At 71.9% G+C, this 15502-nt stretch carries 15 protein-coding genes; 9 read left to right on the top strand and 6 right to left on the bottom strand.

Features of this window, described 5'->3' with window-relative positions; all coding sequences use genetic code 11:
- Positions 1 to 58: 58 nt before the first annotated feature.
- Positions 59 to 838, top strand: a complete 780-nt coding sequence (erm, locus tag ABH935_RS43255; protein WP_370383810.1) for a 23S ribosomal RNA methyltransferase Erm — start codon at positions 59 to 61, stop codon at positions 836 to 838.
- A gap of 20 nt (positions 839 to 858) precedes the next feature.
- On the opposite strand, the gene ABH935_RS43250 is transcribed toward erm, so the two are convergent.
- On the bottom strand, positions 859 to 1290 hold the full coding sequence (locus tag ABH935_RS43250; RefSeq protein ID WP_370383809.1) for a nuclear transport factor 2 family protein: 432 nt from the start codon (positions 1288 to 1290) through the stop codon (positions 859 to 861).
- A gap of 104 nt (positions 1291 to 1394) precedes the next feature.
- Here ABH935_RS43250 and ABH935_RS43245 point away from each other — a divergent pair, with 104 nt between their 5' ends.
- Together ABH935_RS43245 and ABH935_RS43240 are read left to right on the top strand one after the other, a co-directional pair.
- On the top strand, positions 1395 to 2009 hold the full coding sequence (locus tag ABH935_RS43245; RefSeq protein WP_370383808.1) for a TetR/AcrR family transcriptional regulator: 615 nt from the start codon (positions 1395 to 1397) through the stop codon (positions 2007 to 2009).
- Between the two features lie 126 nt (positions 2010 to 2135).
- Positions 2136 to 3857, top strand: coding sequence for a gamma-glutamyltransferase family protein (locus tag ABH935_RS43240; protein WP_370383870.1), 1722 nt, complete (start codon positions 2136 to 2138; stop codon positions 3855 to 3857).
- 48 nt (positions 3858 to 3905) lie between these two features.
- Here ABH935_RS43240 and ABH935_RS43235 read toward each other — a convergent pair whose 3' ends face one another.
- The 3 genes from ABH935_RS43235 to ABH935_RS43225 form a co-directional block, all read right to left on the bottom strand.
- Positions 3906 to 4592, bottom strand: a complete 687-nt coding sequence (locus tag ABH935_RS43235) for a L,D-transpeptidase (RefSeq protein WP_370383807.1) — start codon at positions 4590 to 4592, stop codon at positions 3906 to 3908.
- Positions 4585 to 5160 carry a SigE family RNA polymerase sigma factor gene (locus ABH935_RS43230; RefSeq protein ID WP_370383806.1) on the bottom strand — a complete coding sequence of 192 codons (576 nt, stop codon included), beginning with the start codon at positions 5158 to 5160 and terminating at the stop codon, positions 4585 to 4587. The genes ABH935_RS43235 and ABH935_RS43230 overlap by 8 nt, the downstream gene beginning before the upstream one ends.
- Before the next feature lie 79 nt (positions 5161 to 5239).
- Complete coding sequence (locus tag ABH935_RS43225; RefSeq protein WP_370383805.1) at positions 5240 to 5845, bottom strand: TIGR03086 family metal-binding protein; 606 nt, start codon at positions 5843 to 5845, stop codon at positions 5240 to 5242.
- Positions 5846 to 5983: 138 nt separating this feature from the next.
- On the opposite strand from ABH935_RS43225, the gene ABH935_RS43220 reads away from it, so the two are divergent.
- Positions 5984 to 6919: an ADP-ribosylglycohydrolase family protein gene (locus ABH935_RS43220; protein WP_370383869.1), complete on the top strand. Its 936-nt coding sequence runs from the start codon at positions 5984 to 5986 to the stop codon at positions 6917 to 6919.
- A gap of 10 nt (positions 6920 to 6929) precedes the next feature.
- Positions 6930 to 8432 carry a UDP-N-acetylmuramoyl-L-alanine--D-glutamate ligase gene (gene murD, locus ABH935_RS43215; protein WP_370383804.1) on the top strand — a complete coding sequence of 501 codons (1503 nt, stop codon included), beginning with the start codon at positions 6930 to 6932 and terminating at the stop codon, positions 8430 to 8432.
- A gap of 33 nt (positions 8433 to 8465) precedes the next feature.
- Here murD and ABH935_RS43210 read toward each other — a convergent pair whose 3' ends face one another.
- Together ABH935_RS43210 and ABH935_RS43205 are read right to left on the bottom strand one after the other, a co-directional pair.
- Entirely contained in the window at positions 8466 to 9113 is a 648-nt protein-coding gene (locus tag ABH935_RS43210) for a hypothetical protein (protein ID WP_370383803.1), read from the bottom strand.
- Positions 9114 to 9196: 83 nt separating this feature from the next.
- Positions 9197 to 10327 (bottom strand): AraC family transcriptional regulator, encoded by a 1131-nt coding sequence (locus ABH935_RS43205; RefSeq protein WP_370383802.1) that lies wholly within the window; start codon positions 10325 to 10327, stop codon positions 9197 to 9199.
- Positions 10328 to 10413: 86 nt separating this feature from the next.
- Here ABH935_RS43205 and ABH935_RS43200 point away from each other — a divergent pair, with 86 nt between their 5' ends.
- The 4 genes from ABH935_RS43200 to murC are packed head-to-tail and all read left to right on the top strand — an operon-like array spanning position 10414 to position 15372.
- Positions 10414 to 11427: a DMT family transporter gene (locus ABH935_RS43200; RefSeq protein WP_370383801.1), complete on the top strand. Its 1014-nt coding sequence runs from the start codon at positions 10414 to 10416 to the stop codon at positions 11425 to 11427.
- Positions 11420 to 12694, top strand: a complete 1275-nt coding sequence (ftsW, locus tag ABH935_RS43195; RefSeq protein WP_370383800.1) for a putative lipid II flippase FtsW — start codon at positions 11420 to 11422, stop codon at positions 12692 to 12694. The genes ABH935_RS43200 and ftsW overlap by 8 nt, the downstream gene beginning before the upstream one ends.
- A gap of 9 nt (positions 12695 to 12703) precedes the next feature.
- The gene (gene murG / locus ABH935_RS43190) at positions 12704 to 13924 is read left to right on the top strand and encodes an undecaprenyldiphospho-muramoylpentapeptide beta-N-acetylglucosaminyltransferase (protein WP_370383799.1); all 1221 of its coding nucleotides are present in this window, start codon (positions 12704 to 12706) and stop codon (positions 13922 to 13924) included.
- Positions 13924 to 15372: a UDP-N-acetylmuramate--L-alanine ligase gene (murC, locus tag ABH935_RS43185; protein WP_370383798.1), complete on the top strand. Its 1449-nt coding sequence runs from the start codon at positions 13924 to 13926 to the stop codon at positions 15370 to 15372. The genes murG and murC overlap by 1 nt, the downstream gene beginning before the upstream one ends.
- Positions 15373 to 15502 lie beyond the last annotated feature (130 nt).

Genomic DNA, 15502 nt, shown 5'->3' with positions numbered 1-15502 from the left:
CCGGTGCGGCCGTTGAGTGCTGCCCGGCTTCGATCGCGAGCGAGCCGCGGAGCAACACGTGCAGTACCAGAAGACTTCTGAATTCGTTGGTGGACGCCACGAGCTCGGCCAGAACTTTCTGGCCGATCCCGCGCTGATCGCCGCGATCCAACGGCTGGTCCGGGACGAGACGCGGGGACCGATCATCGAGCTCGGGGCCGGTGACGGGGCCCTCACCGGGCCGTTGTCGCGGCTGAAGCGGCCGGTCACGGCGTTGGAGATCGATCCGCGGCGGGTGCGGCGGCTCCAGCGGCACTTCGGCGACAGCGTGGACGTCAGGCAGGCCGACGTCCTGCGCCACCGCTTCCCGGCCGCGCCGCACACGGTGGTCGGCAATGTCCCGTTCCACCTGACGACGGCGATCATCAGGAAGCTGCTGTCCGAGCGCGGATGGAGCAGCGCGGTGCTGATCGTGCAGTGGGAGGTGGCACGACGGCGGGCCGGCGTCGGCGGGGCGAGCATGCTGACCGCCGCGTGGTGGCCGTGGTACGACTTCGACCTGGTCCGCCGGATTCCGGCCGACGCGTTCCGGCCGGTGCCGTCGGTGGACGCCGGGCTGCTGATGATGCGCCGGCGAGCCGTGCCGCTGGTCGATGAGCGGCAGGCGTATCAGGCCTTTGTGAAGCAGGTCTTCCAGGCGCCGGGACGCGGGCTGGAGGACATGATCGGGCGCACCGGGCGGGTGCGGCGTGCGGAGCTGCGGGAGTGGGTCCGGTGGAGCCGGATCCCGGCCCGGGCCCTGCCCAAGGACCTGGTGGCCGAGGACTGGGCCCGGTTGTGGGAGTTGGCGCGGGGCTGAACCGCCGTCAGCTCATCGCGTCAGCTCAGCGCGCCCGCGGCCTTGAGCGACTCCAGCAGCTTGGCCGCGCGCAGGCCGTCGCTGTGGTCGCGGGACTCGGCGATCAGGCCGTCGACGACCCGGATCACATTGATCGAGGGCAGCTCGAAGCCCTCCCCGGTGGGCGCCAGCGTGCCGACGACGGTGAACTCCACGACCGCGACCTGCGGGTCGGTGGTCTCATGGATGGTGACGTTTTTGATCTCGCTGTAGTGCAGGTATTGCGCGAAGCCGTTCATTCGCGCGCGCAGCGCGGCGTTGCCGCGGGACTCCTGGAACTCCTGCGGGGCGAACGGGTTCGTGACCACGACGTCCTCGGCGTAGAGGTCGGCGAGGTCGTCACGGCTGCCCTCGGTGACGGTGCGCAGCATCAGTTCGATCGTTTCGCGGGTGGTGCGGACGTGCTCGGACATGCGGATCCCCTCCACGGAAGCCAAGTGGGGCGAGCGCCCCGTTTCGCTGTCCGGAACGATACGGGGCGTGCGCCCCGCTTGTCGAGGGGGGTTACGCTGGCGCTGTGAACGGGTCCGTTGATGCCGATGTGACCGGCGGCGCCGCGCAGTCGACCGCCGAACGCCCGCTGCGCGCCGACGCGCGCCGCAACCGTGCGCGGGTCCTGGCGGCCGCGGCCGAGGCGTTCGCCGCCGAGGGCCCGGCGGTGCCGCTGGACGAGATCGCGCGCCGCGCCGGCGTCGGCGCGGGCACGGTCTACCGCCACTTCCCGACGAAGGAGGAGCTGCTGGCGGCCGTGCTCATCGCACGGATGGAGACGATGCTGGCCGAGGTGCGCAGCGCGCTGGCCGCGCCGGATCCGGGGCTGGCGTTCTACGGCTTCTTCGTCACCATGACCATCGACGCCCAGGACAAGATGGACCTCGCCGAGGCGTTGATGAGCCACGGCATAGACATCCGCGCCGCGACCGGGGACATCGCCGGGGCGTTGAAGGGGGCGCTGGCCGATCTGCTGCGGCGGGCTCAGGACGCCGGCGCGGTGCGTCGCGACGTGAGCGTCGAGGATCTGCACGCGCTGGTGATCGGCGCGATCGCCGCCGCCCGGGCCGCGTCGTCGGCGGACGTGCCGCGGGTGGCGGGGTTGGTGGCCGACGGGCTGCGGCCGCGTCCCGACAGCTGAGCCGATGGCCCGGTGAGCCTTGGCCGCCGCCGGTCCGGCGCCTAGGGTAATGGCTGGCAGGAGGGTGCGATAGTGACGACTGACCAGGTATTCACCACACGTCCGGAGCTCAGCGGCACGTTCGGCATGGTGTCCAGCACGCACTGGCTCGCCTCGTCGGCGGGCATGGCGGTGTTGGAGCGCGGCGGGAACGCGTTCGACGCCGCGGTGGCCGCGGGGTTCGTGCTGCACGTCGTGGAGCCGCATCAGAACGGCGCCGGGGGCGACCTTCCGGTGGTGTTCGCGCGCGGGGACGACAAGCGGCCGACCGTGTTGTGCGGGCAGGGCGTGGCGCCGGCCGGGGCGACTGTGAAGCACTTCAGCGACCTCGGGTTGGCGCTGGTGCCGGGCTCGGGGTTGCTGGCGGCGGCGGTTCCGGGGGCGGTGCCGGCGTGGCTGACGCTGCTGCGGGACCACGGGACGATGGAGCTCGCCGACGTGCTCGGGTACGCCATCGGCTATGCGCGCGACGGGTATCCGGTCACACCGGCGATATCGCAGTGTATTGCGGAGATCGAGCCGATGTTCCGGGAGCACTGGACGACGTCCGCCGACGTCTACCTTTCTGGCGGCGGGGTTCCGGCCGCGGGTTCGGTGTTTCGCAATCTGACGCTGGCTGCCACGTATCAGCGTTTGGCCGACGCGTCCGGTTCGACGCGCGAGGCGCGGATCGATGCCGCGTTGGAGGCGTGGAACCAGGGGTTTGTCGCTGAGGCGATTGATGCGTTCGCGCGTACTGCTTGGCGCGACTCTTCGGGGTCGGATCACGCCGGTGTTATTACGGGTGCTGATATGGCGGCATGGCAGCCCTCTTATGAAGAGCCGGTTCGTTATGACTTCGGCGGCTATACGTTCTGCAAGACCGGTTCCTGGGGCCAGGGGCCGGTTCTGTTGCAGCAGTTGGCGTTGCTTCAGGGCCAGGAGCTCGGCGAGCCGGGGTCCGTGGACTTCATTCATCGGGTCGTGGAGGGCGCCAAGCTCGCCTTCGCTGATCGCGAGGCCTGGTACGGCGACGGGTTCGACACGCCGATGGACGCCTTGCTCTCGCCGGAGTACAACGCGGAGCGTCGTGCGCTGATCGGCGAGGTCGCGTCGCTGGAGCTGCGTCCGGGGTCGCCGGAGGGTCGGGTGCCGGTGTTGCCGAGCCGTCCTGAGCTGCCGATCCCTGTCGACGCTTCCACCGGGGAGCCGGTCGCGTCAGGTGCGGGGCGTGGCGCGGCGCGGGGGGACACGGTGCACGTGGACGTCGTGGACCGGTGGGGGAACATGGTCGCGGCGATGCCGAGCGGCGGGTGGCTGCACTCGTCTCCGGTGATCCCCGCGCTCGGGTTCTGCCTGGGGACACGGATGCAGATGACGTGGCTGCAGGACGGGCTCGCCAGTACCCTGACACCCGGGCTGCGACCCCGGACCACGCTGTCGCCGACGCTGGCGCTGCGCGGGGAGGAGCCGGTGCTGGCGTTCGGCTCGCCCGGCGGGGACCAGCAGGATCAGTGGCAGCTGCTGTTCGTGCTGAACCACGTGCTCGGCGGGATGGATCTGCAGGCGGCGATCGACGCGCCGACGTTCCACACGTCGCATTTCCCGGAGTCGTTCTACCCGCGGCCGGCCTACCCGGGGCGGGTCGTGGCCGAGGCGCGGCTCGGCGCCGCGGTCCTGGACGGGCTGCGGCGCCGGGGGCACGAGGTGGTGGTGGCGGGGGAGTGGGCGCTCGGGCGGATGTGCGTGGTCGGGCGGGATCCGGAGCGCGGGTTGGTGCGCGGGGCGGCCAATCCTCGGGGGATGCAGGGGTACGCGGTGGGGCGGTAGCGGCGGTGGTGGTAGCGACGATGGCGGCGGTTTGGCCGCGATGGCGTCCTAGGACCCCGTGCCGCTCTCGATCTGGATCGTGTCACCGACGGTCAGGTGGTCGTAGAGCCAGACCGCATCGCCGATGAAGAGCTCGATGTCACCGTGGGTGGCATTTGTCTTGCCGACGTTGGGTTGCTGCCAAGGCGCGGCGTAGATGGCTGGCGCCTGCGGACCGAAGTCGATGTAGTAGGAGACAGACGCGTTGTAGCTGTTCCCGTCCACCGAGGTAAGCCGCTCTGACAGCTTCTTGCCGACAACGGTGAAGGTCCCCGTCTTGGTCGGATGCGTCGGAATGCCGGCCGTGATCGGCAGGGTCTTGACCACCGTGCCCTGCGCGTCGCGGACGGTCATCGTGTGCCGGCCCAGATCCAGGGTGGCAGTCGGCGCCGCCACGGCCGACGTGCTCGGTGTCGTGCCCCCTGTCGATGTCCAGACGGTGCTGGACGCAGGCGGCGGACCCGACACGTTGTGCCGCGCTCCGCCGGACGGCCGCAACGTCAGTCCCGCGGCGCCGGCGATCGCGAGGACCAGCACCGGTGCCACCGCCAGCGTCGTGGTGTGCCGGCGGCGCCGCTGGTCGCCCCGGGCCCGCACGCCGGCCGGGGACCGGACTGCGGCCTCCTGCTCCAGGCGGGCGGCGCCGGCGGTCAGGCGCTCGTCGAAGGTGCCGGGCACATCGAAGTTCTCAGGCATGGCTGGACCTCTGGCTTTCCTTGTCGAGTGCCTTGTCGAGTCGCTGGTCGAGCACTGCGGTCAGCGGAAGGGACGCCCGGCCGTCGGCAACCGGGTCGTCCAGCAGCGTCGCCAGGGCGGCGCGTCCTCGCGAAAGCCGTGCCTTGACCGTCCCGGTCGGGGCGCCGACCTCGGCGGCGACCTGTTCGACGGTCAGCCCGACGATGTGGTACAGCACGATCGCCCGCCGCTGCTTCTCCGGGATCTGCCGGAGCGCGGCGACCAGCGCCACGGAGTCGGGGCTGTGTTCGGGGACGTCGCCGGGCGGTCCGTGCCGCCGGTGCGCGGCGACCCGCCGCACGGCCGAGCGCCACGCCGACACCTTGATGCGATAGGCGACGACCCGGACCCAGGCGGCCGGGTCGTCCGTCTTCGACACGGTGTCCCAGCGCTGCCAGGCCCGGGCATAGGCTTCCTGGACGGCGTCCTCGGCCTCCGAGGAGGCGTCCCCGAGCAGCGCGACGATCTGCGCCGTGACCCGGCGCACCGTGCCGAGATAGAACTCGTCGAAATCCCGCTCCGCTCCCACCGGTTCCCCTCACCATGGCCGTGACTGGCTCGTCAACCCACCACGACGCCGGCCGCGGAGCCGGGGTTGCATGTCTCTTTCAGGACGCGGCGCGCCAGCCGGGCGTGCGGCCGAGATGCAGCAAGACCTTGTCCAAGACAGTAGCGTCTTCGGGGATCTCCAGCGCCGGGACGAATGCCGCGCCGTCGGCGGTCCGGTTGTCGCCGTTCGGCACCGCGAGCGTGATCCGCAGCGCCGCCTCGTCCATCTCCGGCCGCAGCTCGAAGGGCAGGCCGAGGCTGACCGCCACGTCCCAGGCGTGCACGACGTAGTCGATGAGGTGGAACCCGATCGCCACCCGCGCCGGGAACCGCGGCGGCACGATCGAGAACTCGGGCAGGTCGAACACGGTGTCCAGCTCCTCGCCGAGCTCGGCGAAAGCGGCCAGCACCTCCTCCGACGCGGCGAGGTACTGCTGCACGGCATCGGCCCCGGCCGGCACGAACTCCCAGTGCTTCATATCGGCGCCGTCACCCCGCGCCGCCGCCGCGAAGCCATGATGCTGCACCGTCATGTGCCCCAAGAGATCCGCGAGCGTCCACCCCGCACACGGAGTCTCCCGCCCCAGGTCCGTGACCTGCACCTGCCTGACGATGTCCATGCTGTCGCGCACCGCTCGCGCGTTCAGGTCCCTGATTTCGGTCATGTGTCGATGATCCGCTGGTGTCGGCCCGCTGGTCCACCGGGATTGGCGAAGGCGGTCTGAACGGCGCTTAGGATGCGCAGAGTGACGGATGAGGCGCGGCAGGGGGCACAAGCGGCACAAGCGATACGGACGGCGCGGGTGGCGCGCGCGATCGGAGCCGTCGTCGGGGCGGCGGTCGGGGACGCGCTGGGGGCGCCGTTCGAGTTCGGTCCAGCTGGGGCGTTCTCGGCGAAGTATCCGATGCCGGGATCGTCGACCTCTGAGATGGGCGGCGGTGGCGGCTGGGATCCGGGCGAGGCGACCGACGACACCCAGATGGCGGTGCTGGTCGCGGACTCGCTGGTGGAGCGCGGCGGCTTGGACCCGGCCGACATGTTCGACCGGTTCCGGCGCTGGGCCGCCGCCGATCCGAAGGACATCGGGACGCAGACCGAGTCGGTCCTGACCAGCGGCGATCCCTGGGACAGCGCGGCCGGGCTGCACTTCTGGATCACCGGGCACGCGGCGGGCAACGGCTCGCTGATGCGGGCCTCGACGTCCGCGGTGTACTTCGCGGCAGCCGGTCGGGAGGCGACGATGGACGCGGCGCGGCGCATCGCGGCCCTGACGCACGGGGACCGCGCCGCGTGGGAAGGAACTGCGGTGTTCCACGAGTTGGTGCGCCTCGCGCTCGCGGGAGAGGATCCGGTCGCCGCGCTGCCTGAGGTCGTCGAGCTGATCCATCCGGATCATCGCGAGCGGTACGCCGCGATCCTGGCGCCGGACTGGCATCCGAGCATGGCCACGGAGTTCAACGGTGCGGTTTGGCCGTGCCTGGCTTCGGCGGTATGGGCGGTGCGAACCACGTCGGACTACGAGGCTGCCGTTCGCGCGGCCGTCGATCTCGGCGGCGATACGGACACTGTGGCGGCCGTGACCGGTGGCCTGGCCGGCGCCGTGCACGGCCTCGACGCGATCCCGGTGCGCTGGACCGAACCACTGCACGTTCCCGTCCCCGGGTGGGGAGACCGGGTCCTGCGGTATCCGGAGCTGGTCGTCATGGCCGAGCGCCTGGTGGGCGCCGCGACCCAATAGGCTTGACCGCATGAACCAGTTCGCCGCCTCCGGTCCTGTGCAGTTCGACGGCGCCGCCGTCACGGTTGTGGGGGCGAGGGTCGTCGGGTTGTCGGCTTCGGCGGCTCTGCTGGCGCGCGGGGCGCGGGTGACGTTGGTCGATCGGTACGACGACGAGGCCACGACGGCTCGGGCGGCGCAGGCCGCCGAGCAGGGTGCGGTGCTGCGGTTGGGCGACGACGAGGCGCTGCCGGCCGGGACCGAGCTGCTGGTCGTGAGCCCCGGGATGCCGCCGTCGGCGCCGATCGTGGCGGCCGCGCGCGAGGCCGGGGTGCCGATCTGGGGCGACGCGGAGTTGGCGTGGCGGCTGCGGGCCCCGTTGCCGGACGGGAGCTACGCGCCGTGGCTGGTCGTGACCGGGACCAACGGCAAGAGCACCACGGTGCGCATGGCCGAGTCGATGCTCAAGCAGGCCGGCAAGGACGTCGTGGCGTGCGGGAACATCGGGTACCCGGTGCTCGATGCGGTGCTGCGGGGGCAGGCCGGCGGGGAGGCCGGGGAGCCGTTCGAGGTGCTGGTCATCGAGCTGTCGAGCTACCAGCTGTACTGGAGCTCCACGCTCAGCCCGCTGGCCTCGGTGGTGCTCAACATCGCGCCGGACCACCTCGACTGGCACGGCTCCTACGCCGACTACGTCGCCGCCAAGGGCCGCGCCTACGAGAACTGCCAGGTCGCGGCCATCTACAACGCCGCCGACCTGGAGACGGTGCGGCTGGTGGAGGAGGCCGAGGTCGTCGAGGGCTGCCGCGCGATCGGGTTCACGCTCGGCGCGCCGGGCCTGTCGATGCTCGGCGTGGTGGACGGGATCCTGGCCGACCGGGCCTTCGTCGCCGACCGCCGGAACAGCGCCGCGGAGCTCGGCACGATCTACGACGTCGAGCCGCAGGCCCCGCACAACATCGCGAACGCGCTGGCCGCCGCCGCGCTGGTGCGCGCGTACGGCGTGGAGCCGACGGCGGTCCGCGACGGTCTGCGCGAGTTCCGTCCCGAGCCGCACCGCATCGCCTGGGTGGCGAGGATCGACGGCGTGGACTTCGTCGACGACTCCAAGGCCACCAACCCGCATGCCGCCTCCGCCTCGATCGGCGCCTACGACCACGTGGTCTGGCTGGCCGGCGGCCTGGCCAAGGGCGCGGACTTCGACGACCTCGTCGAGCGGCACGCCAAGCGCCTGCGCGGCGCGATCCTGTTCGGCGCCGAACGCCACCTGGTCGCCGAGGCGCTGCGCCGGCGGGCCCCGGACGTGCCGGTGGTGGACCTCGGCGGGCCGGGGCCGGACGGCGCGGCCGAGGTGATGGCTCAGGCGGTGACGGCGGCGCGCGCGATGGCGGTGTCCGGGGACACGGTGCTGTTGGCGCCGGCGTGCGCTTCGATGGACATGTTCACGTCGTACGGGCAGCGCGGGGACGTGTTCGCGGAGGCGGTGCGCGCGGAGAAGGCGAAGGTCGCGGGTGCGGGAGAAGACGGCGCCTGAGATAGGCGACGTGAAGCTGTACGGTCTCGGCCGCTACAGGCCCGGCATCCTCCGGTCCCGGAAGGCCCTGGCGAACGCCGCCCCGGTCGGCGTCACGTCCGGATCGTCGGCGATCACCGCGTACAGCGCTTCGGCGGCGATGACGTCCCCGAGCGAGGCGAACAGCCCCGCCTTGTTCAGCAGCAGCGTGGTCCTGGTCTCCGGGTCCGGATCCCCGGCCATCCCGTTGTCGATCGCGATCAGCCGGTCCTGCGGATCCTCCAGCAGCAGCGAGAGTTCCTTCCACGCCGGCGGGAAGCCGGGGAAGCGCTGGGTGATCCCGCGCAGGATCCGCTTCTTCTCCTCGCGGTTCTCCAGCCACTCCAGCTGCACGAACGCCCTGGAGAACCCCGGGTTCAGCTGCCCGCCGTGCTCCCGCCGCAGCATGTCCAGGGTGGTGCGGCAGGTGAAGAAGCCGGCCGGGGACAGCGACGCAACCCGCTCGTAGAGGTTCTGCGCCGCGCGCGTGTCGCCGCGCATCAGGTGCGTGAACCCCGCGTCGTACGGCGGGTACGGCCAGTCCGGCGCGAGCGCCGCCGCCCGGCCGAGCAGCGTCAGGGCCAGGTCGTAGTCGCCGCGGGAACCCGCGGAGCGGCCTTCGGCGTGCAGGCGGTGGGCCTCGGGCGGGATCTCGTAGCTCATGGGGAGCAAAGTATTCCGCTCGAAAGTTCGACGATAGCCCTCTGATTCAGTATCCGCTTAGGTGACAGCCCTCTGACAGCACCTCACGCGTGTCCGCCCCGCACGAAGACCCCCGGGGTGATCCCGTATGCCCGCTTGAACCAGCGCGCCAGGTGCGCCTGGTCGGCGAAGCCGGTCGCGGCCGCGACGTCGGCCGGGGTGCTGCCGGAGGCCAGGAGCGCGCGGGCGTGACGCAGTCGCAGCTGCCGCTCGTAGTCGCTCGGCGACATCCCGAACTCGGCGGCGAAGGCCCGGTAGAGCGCGAACCTGCTGCAACCCGCGGCCTCGGCGAGCAGTTCCACCGACAACGTCTCGGGGTACGCCTCGCGCATCAGATCCCGCGCCCGACACGCCGCCATACGCTGTGCGCCGTCGGCCAGGGTCCTGATCCGCGGCGGCCGGGTCGCGCCGCGCAGGTGCGCGCCGAGGATCACGGCACGCAGGCGCTCGTCGCGCGCGAGCGGGCTGGCGTCGGCGGCCAGGGCGGCGTGGAGTCCGGCGATGGCGTCGGCCAGGCGGCGGTCGCCGAGGACCGGGGTGGTGAACAGGGGCAGGGGAGCGGCGGCGGCGAACGGGTCGGCGTGGTTGGACGGGCCGGGCTGGCCGGACTGGCCGGACTCACCGGACCGACCAGTCCAAGCGGCACCGCCGGCTGCCAAGTCGAGATCGGCCCGAGCGCCACCGCTGGCCGGGAGGCTGAGATCGCCCCAAGCGGCACCGCCGGCCGCCAAGTCGAGATCGGCCCGACCGACACCGCCGGCCGGAAGGCTCAGATCGGCCCGAGCGCCACTGTCAGCCGTCAGGTCGAGATCCGCCCGACCGGCGAAGTCCGTGGCGTCGGCGACACCGGCGGCGTCCGCCAACACCGCGCGCACGATCTGCGGCGACACGTGCACGATCCGGTAGTGGTAGCCGAGGTCGGCGGCGGCGCGGCCGTCGTGCGGGTCGTCCGGGTTCAGCGCCATGACCATGCCGGCGGCGCTGGTGTGCAGGGCCCCGCGGCAGTGGAACTGCTGGGCGCCGGCGTCGGTGACGCCGAAGGAGTAGGCGTCGTGCGAGTGCGGCGCGTAGACGTGGTCGCGGAACCGGGCGTGCATGGCTTCCAGGCCGCGCGTGTCGTCGCGCCAGTACTCGGCCCACCCCAGGGCCGCAGCCGTGTCTGCCGTGCCTCCCATGCTCTCCATTGTGGCCCGGGGCTGCGCCGAAGCGGGCCGCACGAGCGTTCAAGACCGAATAGTGGGACACGCGCCAGGCTCGGCACATGTCAGCTCAGCAGCGGAACCCGTACCTGCTCCTCACGATGACCATGATGTTGTGGGGCGGGGCTTTCTCCAGTTCGGAAACGGTCGTCGACCACGTGCCGCACACGGTCGCGGCCACGCTGCGCTTCGGCGGCGGGGCGATCGCGCTGCTCATCGCGATGGCCCTGACCGGCCGGAGTCTGCGCGTCGGGATGCGTGCCGCCGGCCGCGCCTGCCTGGCGGGCGTCCTGGGCGTTTTCGCCTACAACGGCTTCTTCTTCTGGGGCCTGTCGCTCGCGCCGTCGTTGGACGGCGGGATCCTCATCCCGGTCATGAGCCCGGTGCTGACCACCGTGTTCCTGCTGGTCACCGGACGTGAGAAGGCTTCGCACCGGCGCCTGGTCGGTCTCACGTTGGGACTGGCCGGAGCGGCGGTCTACCTGATCGGCGCCAACAGCGCGGGCGGAGCAGGCGGCGGGTCGCACCGCCTGGTGGGCGACTTGTTGTACATATTGAGTGCCGTGTCCTGGGCCGCGTTCACCCTCGCCGCGCCGAAGGTGCTGGCCGGCATCGAACCGCTGACCGCGATGACGTACGCGACCTGCACCGGCGCCGTCCTGCTGGCTCTGGTCGCCGCCCCGGACCTGGGCCGGGTGCCGTGGGGCGCGCTGCCGTCAGAGGTCTGGCTCAACGTCGCCTACCTGGCGATCGGCGCGACGGCGGTCGCCAACGTCCTGTACTACCGCGGCGTCGCCGCCGTCGGCCCGGCCAGCGCCTCGCTGATGATGTTCCTCGTCCCGGCGGTGAACACGACCTGTGCCACGCTCTTCCTCGACGAGTCGTTCACGGCGTTGCAGGCCGCCGGGGCCGTCGTCCTGCTGGTCGGTGCGGCGCTCGCCGGGCGCGCGCGGATCAGCCTTCGGCGACGGCGGCCGACCCGGGGGCCCGACCCCCGACCTCAAGCTGACACCCCGCCCCGCCTCAAGCTGACACCCCGTCCGGCGCCCGCTGGCTACCCTAAGGACCATGAGTGAACAGGCCGCGGGCGCGCCGGCGTCGCCGTTGAAGAACGCCGTGCGCGCGCTGCGGGCCCGTCGCGCGGTCCTGAAATCCCTGTTCGACCTCGAACTCACGTCCTACTACCTGCTGCTCGGGGCCGTCCTGCTGCTGCTCGGCATCGGGTTGCTGGAGGTGTTCTCGGCCTCCAGTGTCAACAACCTGGTCAACGGCCGGCCGATGCTCTCCTCCATCAGCAACCAGGCGGTCTCGGCGGTGCTGGGGCTGGCGCTGATGTGGGGGGCGTCGCGGCTGCCGCCGCGGGCCTACCGGGCGCTCGCATATCCGGCGCTCGTCGGGACCGTGTTGTTGCTGCTGCTGGTGCTCGCCGTCGGCTCCTCGCACAACGGCAACAAGAACTGGCTGATCATCGGTCCGCTGACAGTCCAGCCCAGTGAGTTCGCCAAGCTCGCGCTCGTGCTGTGGGGCGCCGACCTGCTGGTGCGCAAGGAGAAACTGCTCACCACCTGGGACCACCTGTTGGTGCCGCTGGTCCCGGGGGCCGTGCTGATCATCGCTCTGGTGATGATGGGCGGGGACATGGGGACCTCGATAATCATCGTCGCCATCGTCTTCTGCCTGCTGTTCACAGCCGGGGCACCGGGGCGGCTGTTCTCCATCCTGCTGTGCTCGGCCGTCGGGCTGACGGCGCTGGCCATCCTGATGCGGCCCTCGCGCGTGCGGCGCTTCACCAACTTCCTCAGCCCCGAGAACGACCCCGGCGGCACCGGCTACCAGGCCATCCACGCGTTCCAGGCGCTGGCCAGCGGCGGCTGGTTCGGGGAGGGGCTGGGCGCCAGCAAGCAGCGCTGGGGGCAGCTGCCGGAGGTGCAGACCGACATGATCTTCGCGATCGTCGGTGAGGAACTGGGACTGATCGGGGCGCTGACCGTGCTCGCGCTGTTCCTGACCCTCGCCTACGCCGGTATCCGGCTGGCGCTGCGGACCACGGATCCGTTCGTGCGGCTGGTGTCGGCCTCGGTCACGGTGTGGCTGGCCGCGCAGATGATGATCAACCTGGGGGCGGTGACCGGGGTGCTGCCGATCGCGGGCGTGCCGTTGCCCTTCGTCTCCTATGGCGGGTCGTCGCTGTTGCCTTCGTTGACGGCGGTGGGGATGCTCATGTCCTTTGCCAGGAGGCGTCCGGAGCCGTTGGACGCGGCGACGGTCGAGGGCGCTCCGGGCACCGTGCGCGATCAGGCCGTCACCGTACCGCGTCCGGATTCGGCCCCCGCCGACCGATAGGGTGGCCGGGTGCATGTGGTCATCGCCGGCGGCGGCAGCGCCGGGCATATCGAACCCGCCCTGAACACCGCGGACGCCCTGCGGCGCGCCGACCCCTCGATCGGCATCACGATGCTCGGCACCGAGAAGGGCTTGGACACCAAGCTCATCCCGGCCCGCGGGTACGAGTTGCGGCTGATCCCGGCGGTCCCGCTGCCGCGCAAACCGTCCGCGGCTCTGCTGACTCTGCCCTCGCGGCTGCTCGGCACCGTCAAGGCCGCGCAGGACGTGATCATGGACGTCGACGCGGACGTGGTCATCGGCTTCGGCGGCTACGTCGCGCTCCCGGCGTACCTGGCCGCGCGCCGCGCCAAGCGGCCCATCGTGGTGCACGAGGCCAACATCCGCCCCGGCCTGGCCAACCGCGTCGGCGCCAAGTTCACCGACCACGTGCTCACCGGCAACCCGGCGGTCCCGATGCCCGGCGGCGTCTGCGTCGGCATGCCGCTGCGCCCGGCCATCACCAGCCTGGACCGCGCGGCCGTGCGCGCCGAGGCCCGCGAGTCCTTCGGCCTGGACCCCGACCGCCCGACGCTGCTGGTCACCGGCGGCTCGCAGGGCGCGCGGCGGCTGAACGACACGATGGTCGCATCGGTGAAGATACTGCGCGACGCCGGGATCCAGGTCCTGCACTCCTACGGCGACAAGAACTCCGTGTCGATACAGCAGGATCCTGCGGGGCCGCCTTACGTGGCGCGGCCGTACGTGGACCGGATGGACCTCGCCTACGCCGCCGCCGACCTGGCGATGACCCGCAGCGGCATGATGACCTGCAGCGAACTGGCGGCGGTCGGACTGCCGTCGGTGTACGTGCCGCTCCCGGTGGGCAACGGCGAGCAGCGACTGAACGCGGCGCCGGTGGTCGAGGCCGGCGGCGGACTGCTGATCGACGACTCCGCGCTGACGCCGGAGTGGTTCGCGGCGAACGTGGTGCCGCTGCTGCTCGACGGTGCGCGGCTGGAGACGATGAGTGCCGCGGCGCGGCGGTTCGGGATCCGGGACGCGGACGTGAAGATCGTTGATCTGGTGTTCGCGGCGGCCGGGGTGAAGCGGCCGGCGGCGGCTGTTGCTGGGGCTGCGCCGAGCGTTGAAACCGCGCCTGCGCCGGTTGCTGCTGCCGAGCCGAGCACTGAGACCGAGCCGACCGCCGAGCCCGAGGCCGAAACCGCCTCCCAGACAGGTGAGCGTTGATGACCGCCCAGGACCCGAGCCTCGTGGCTGAACGCCGCGCCCCTCGCTTCCCCGCCCCCGCCGAGGTCGTCCCGGCCGCCGAGCTGGGCCGCATCCACCTCGTCGGCATCGGCGGCGTCGGGATGGCTCCGCTGGCGCGCGCGATGCTCGGCCGCGGCCTTCCGCTGAGCGGCAGCGACATCAAGGACTCCGCGACCGTCGGGGAGCTGCGGGCCCTCGGTGCGACCATCGCCATCGGGCATGCGCCGGAGAACCTGGACGGCGTCGACACCGTCGTGGTCTCCGCCGACATCCCGGTGGGCAACGTCGAGATCGTCGAGGCGAAGGCCCGCGGGCTGCGCGTTCTGCACCGTGCCTCCGCGCTGGCGGCGCTGATGCCCGGCTACCGCTCCGTGGCCGTCGCCGGCACCCATGGCAAGACCACCACCAGCTCGATGGTGGCCGTCGCGCTGCGGCACGCCGGCCTGGACCCGAGCTTCGTCATCGGCGGCGAGATCGGCACCACCGGGGAGTCCGGGCACGCCGGTTCCGGCGACGTGCTCATCGCCGAGGCCGACGAGTCCGACGGCACCTTCACGCATTACCGGCCGGACGTCTCGGTCATCACCAACATCGAGCTCGACCACCCGGACCACTTCGCCGACGTGGTGCAGGTCCGGGCCGAGTTCCAGGACTTCGCCGACCGGCTGCGGCCCGGCGGCACGCTGGTCTGCTACGCCGACGACCCGGCCGCCCGCGCCATCGCCGACCGGACCGCCGCGCGCGGTGTCCGGGTGCTGACCTACGGGGTCGGCGAGGACGTCGACATCCGCGTCACCGACGTCGGCACCGTCGGCGGCTTTCCCACCTTCAAGCTGGTGACCGCCGCCGAGACGCCCGGTCCGATCACCCTGTCCGTCCCGGCGCGGCACAACGCCCTCAACGCAGCCGCCGCGTTCGGCGTGGCGCTGGCGCTCGGCGTGGACCTCAAGCCGTATCTGGACGGCGTCGCGGGGTTCAGCGGCGCGCGCCGCCGGATGCAGCTGCTCGGCGAGGCTTCGGGCGTGAAGGTCTACGACGACTACGGCCACCACCCGACCGAGATCGCCTCGGTCCTGTCGGCGGCGCGCGAGCTGGCGGGGGAGGGGCGCGTCATCGCCGCCTTCCAGCCGCACCGGTACTTCCGCACCAACACGTTCCTGCACGAGTTCGGCCCGGCGCTCGGCGGCGCCGACGTGGTCGTGGTGCTCGACGTGTACGCGCACGGCGAGAAGCCGATCCCCGGCGTCGGCGGCGACGTGATCGCGGCCGAGACCGGGCTCCCGGCCGAGGCCAGCGTGTTCGAGCCGGACTTCGACCGGGTGCCGCAGCGCCTGGCCGAGCTGGCGCGGCCCGGGGACCTGGTGGTGACGGTCGGGGCCGGCGACGTGACCGAGATCGGTCCGCGGCTGCTGAAGCTGCTGGCGTAGCCGCGCGAGCGAACGGCTGAGGGCGTCCCGTTTCGGGGCGCCTCCGTCCAGGGCCGCGTGGAACAGAGCCCACCAGGCCTGGTCCACGGAGATGCCGGAGACCGACAGCCGGACCGGCATGTCGCCGGGT

The organism is Catenulispora sp. GAS73, assembly GCF_041262085.1.
In the GTDB taxonomy this organism is placed as follows: Bacteria; Actinomycetota; Actinomycetes; order Streptomycetales; family Catenulisporaceae; genus Catenulispora.
The sequence above is the reverse complement of the archived record's forward strand: the minus strand, read 5'-3'. Positions and strand labels throughout refer to the sequence as shown.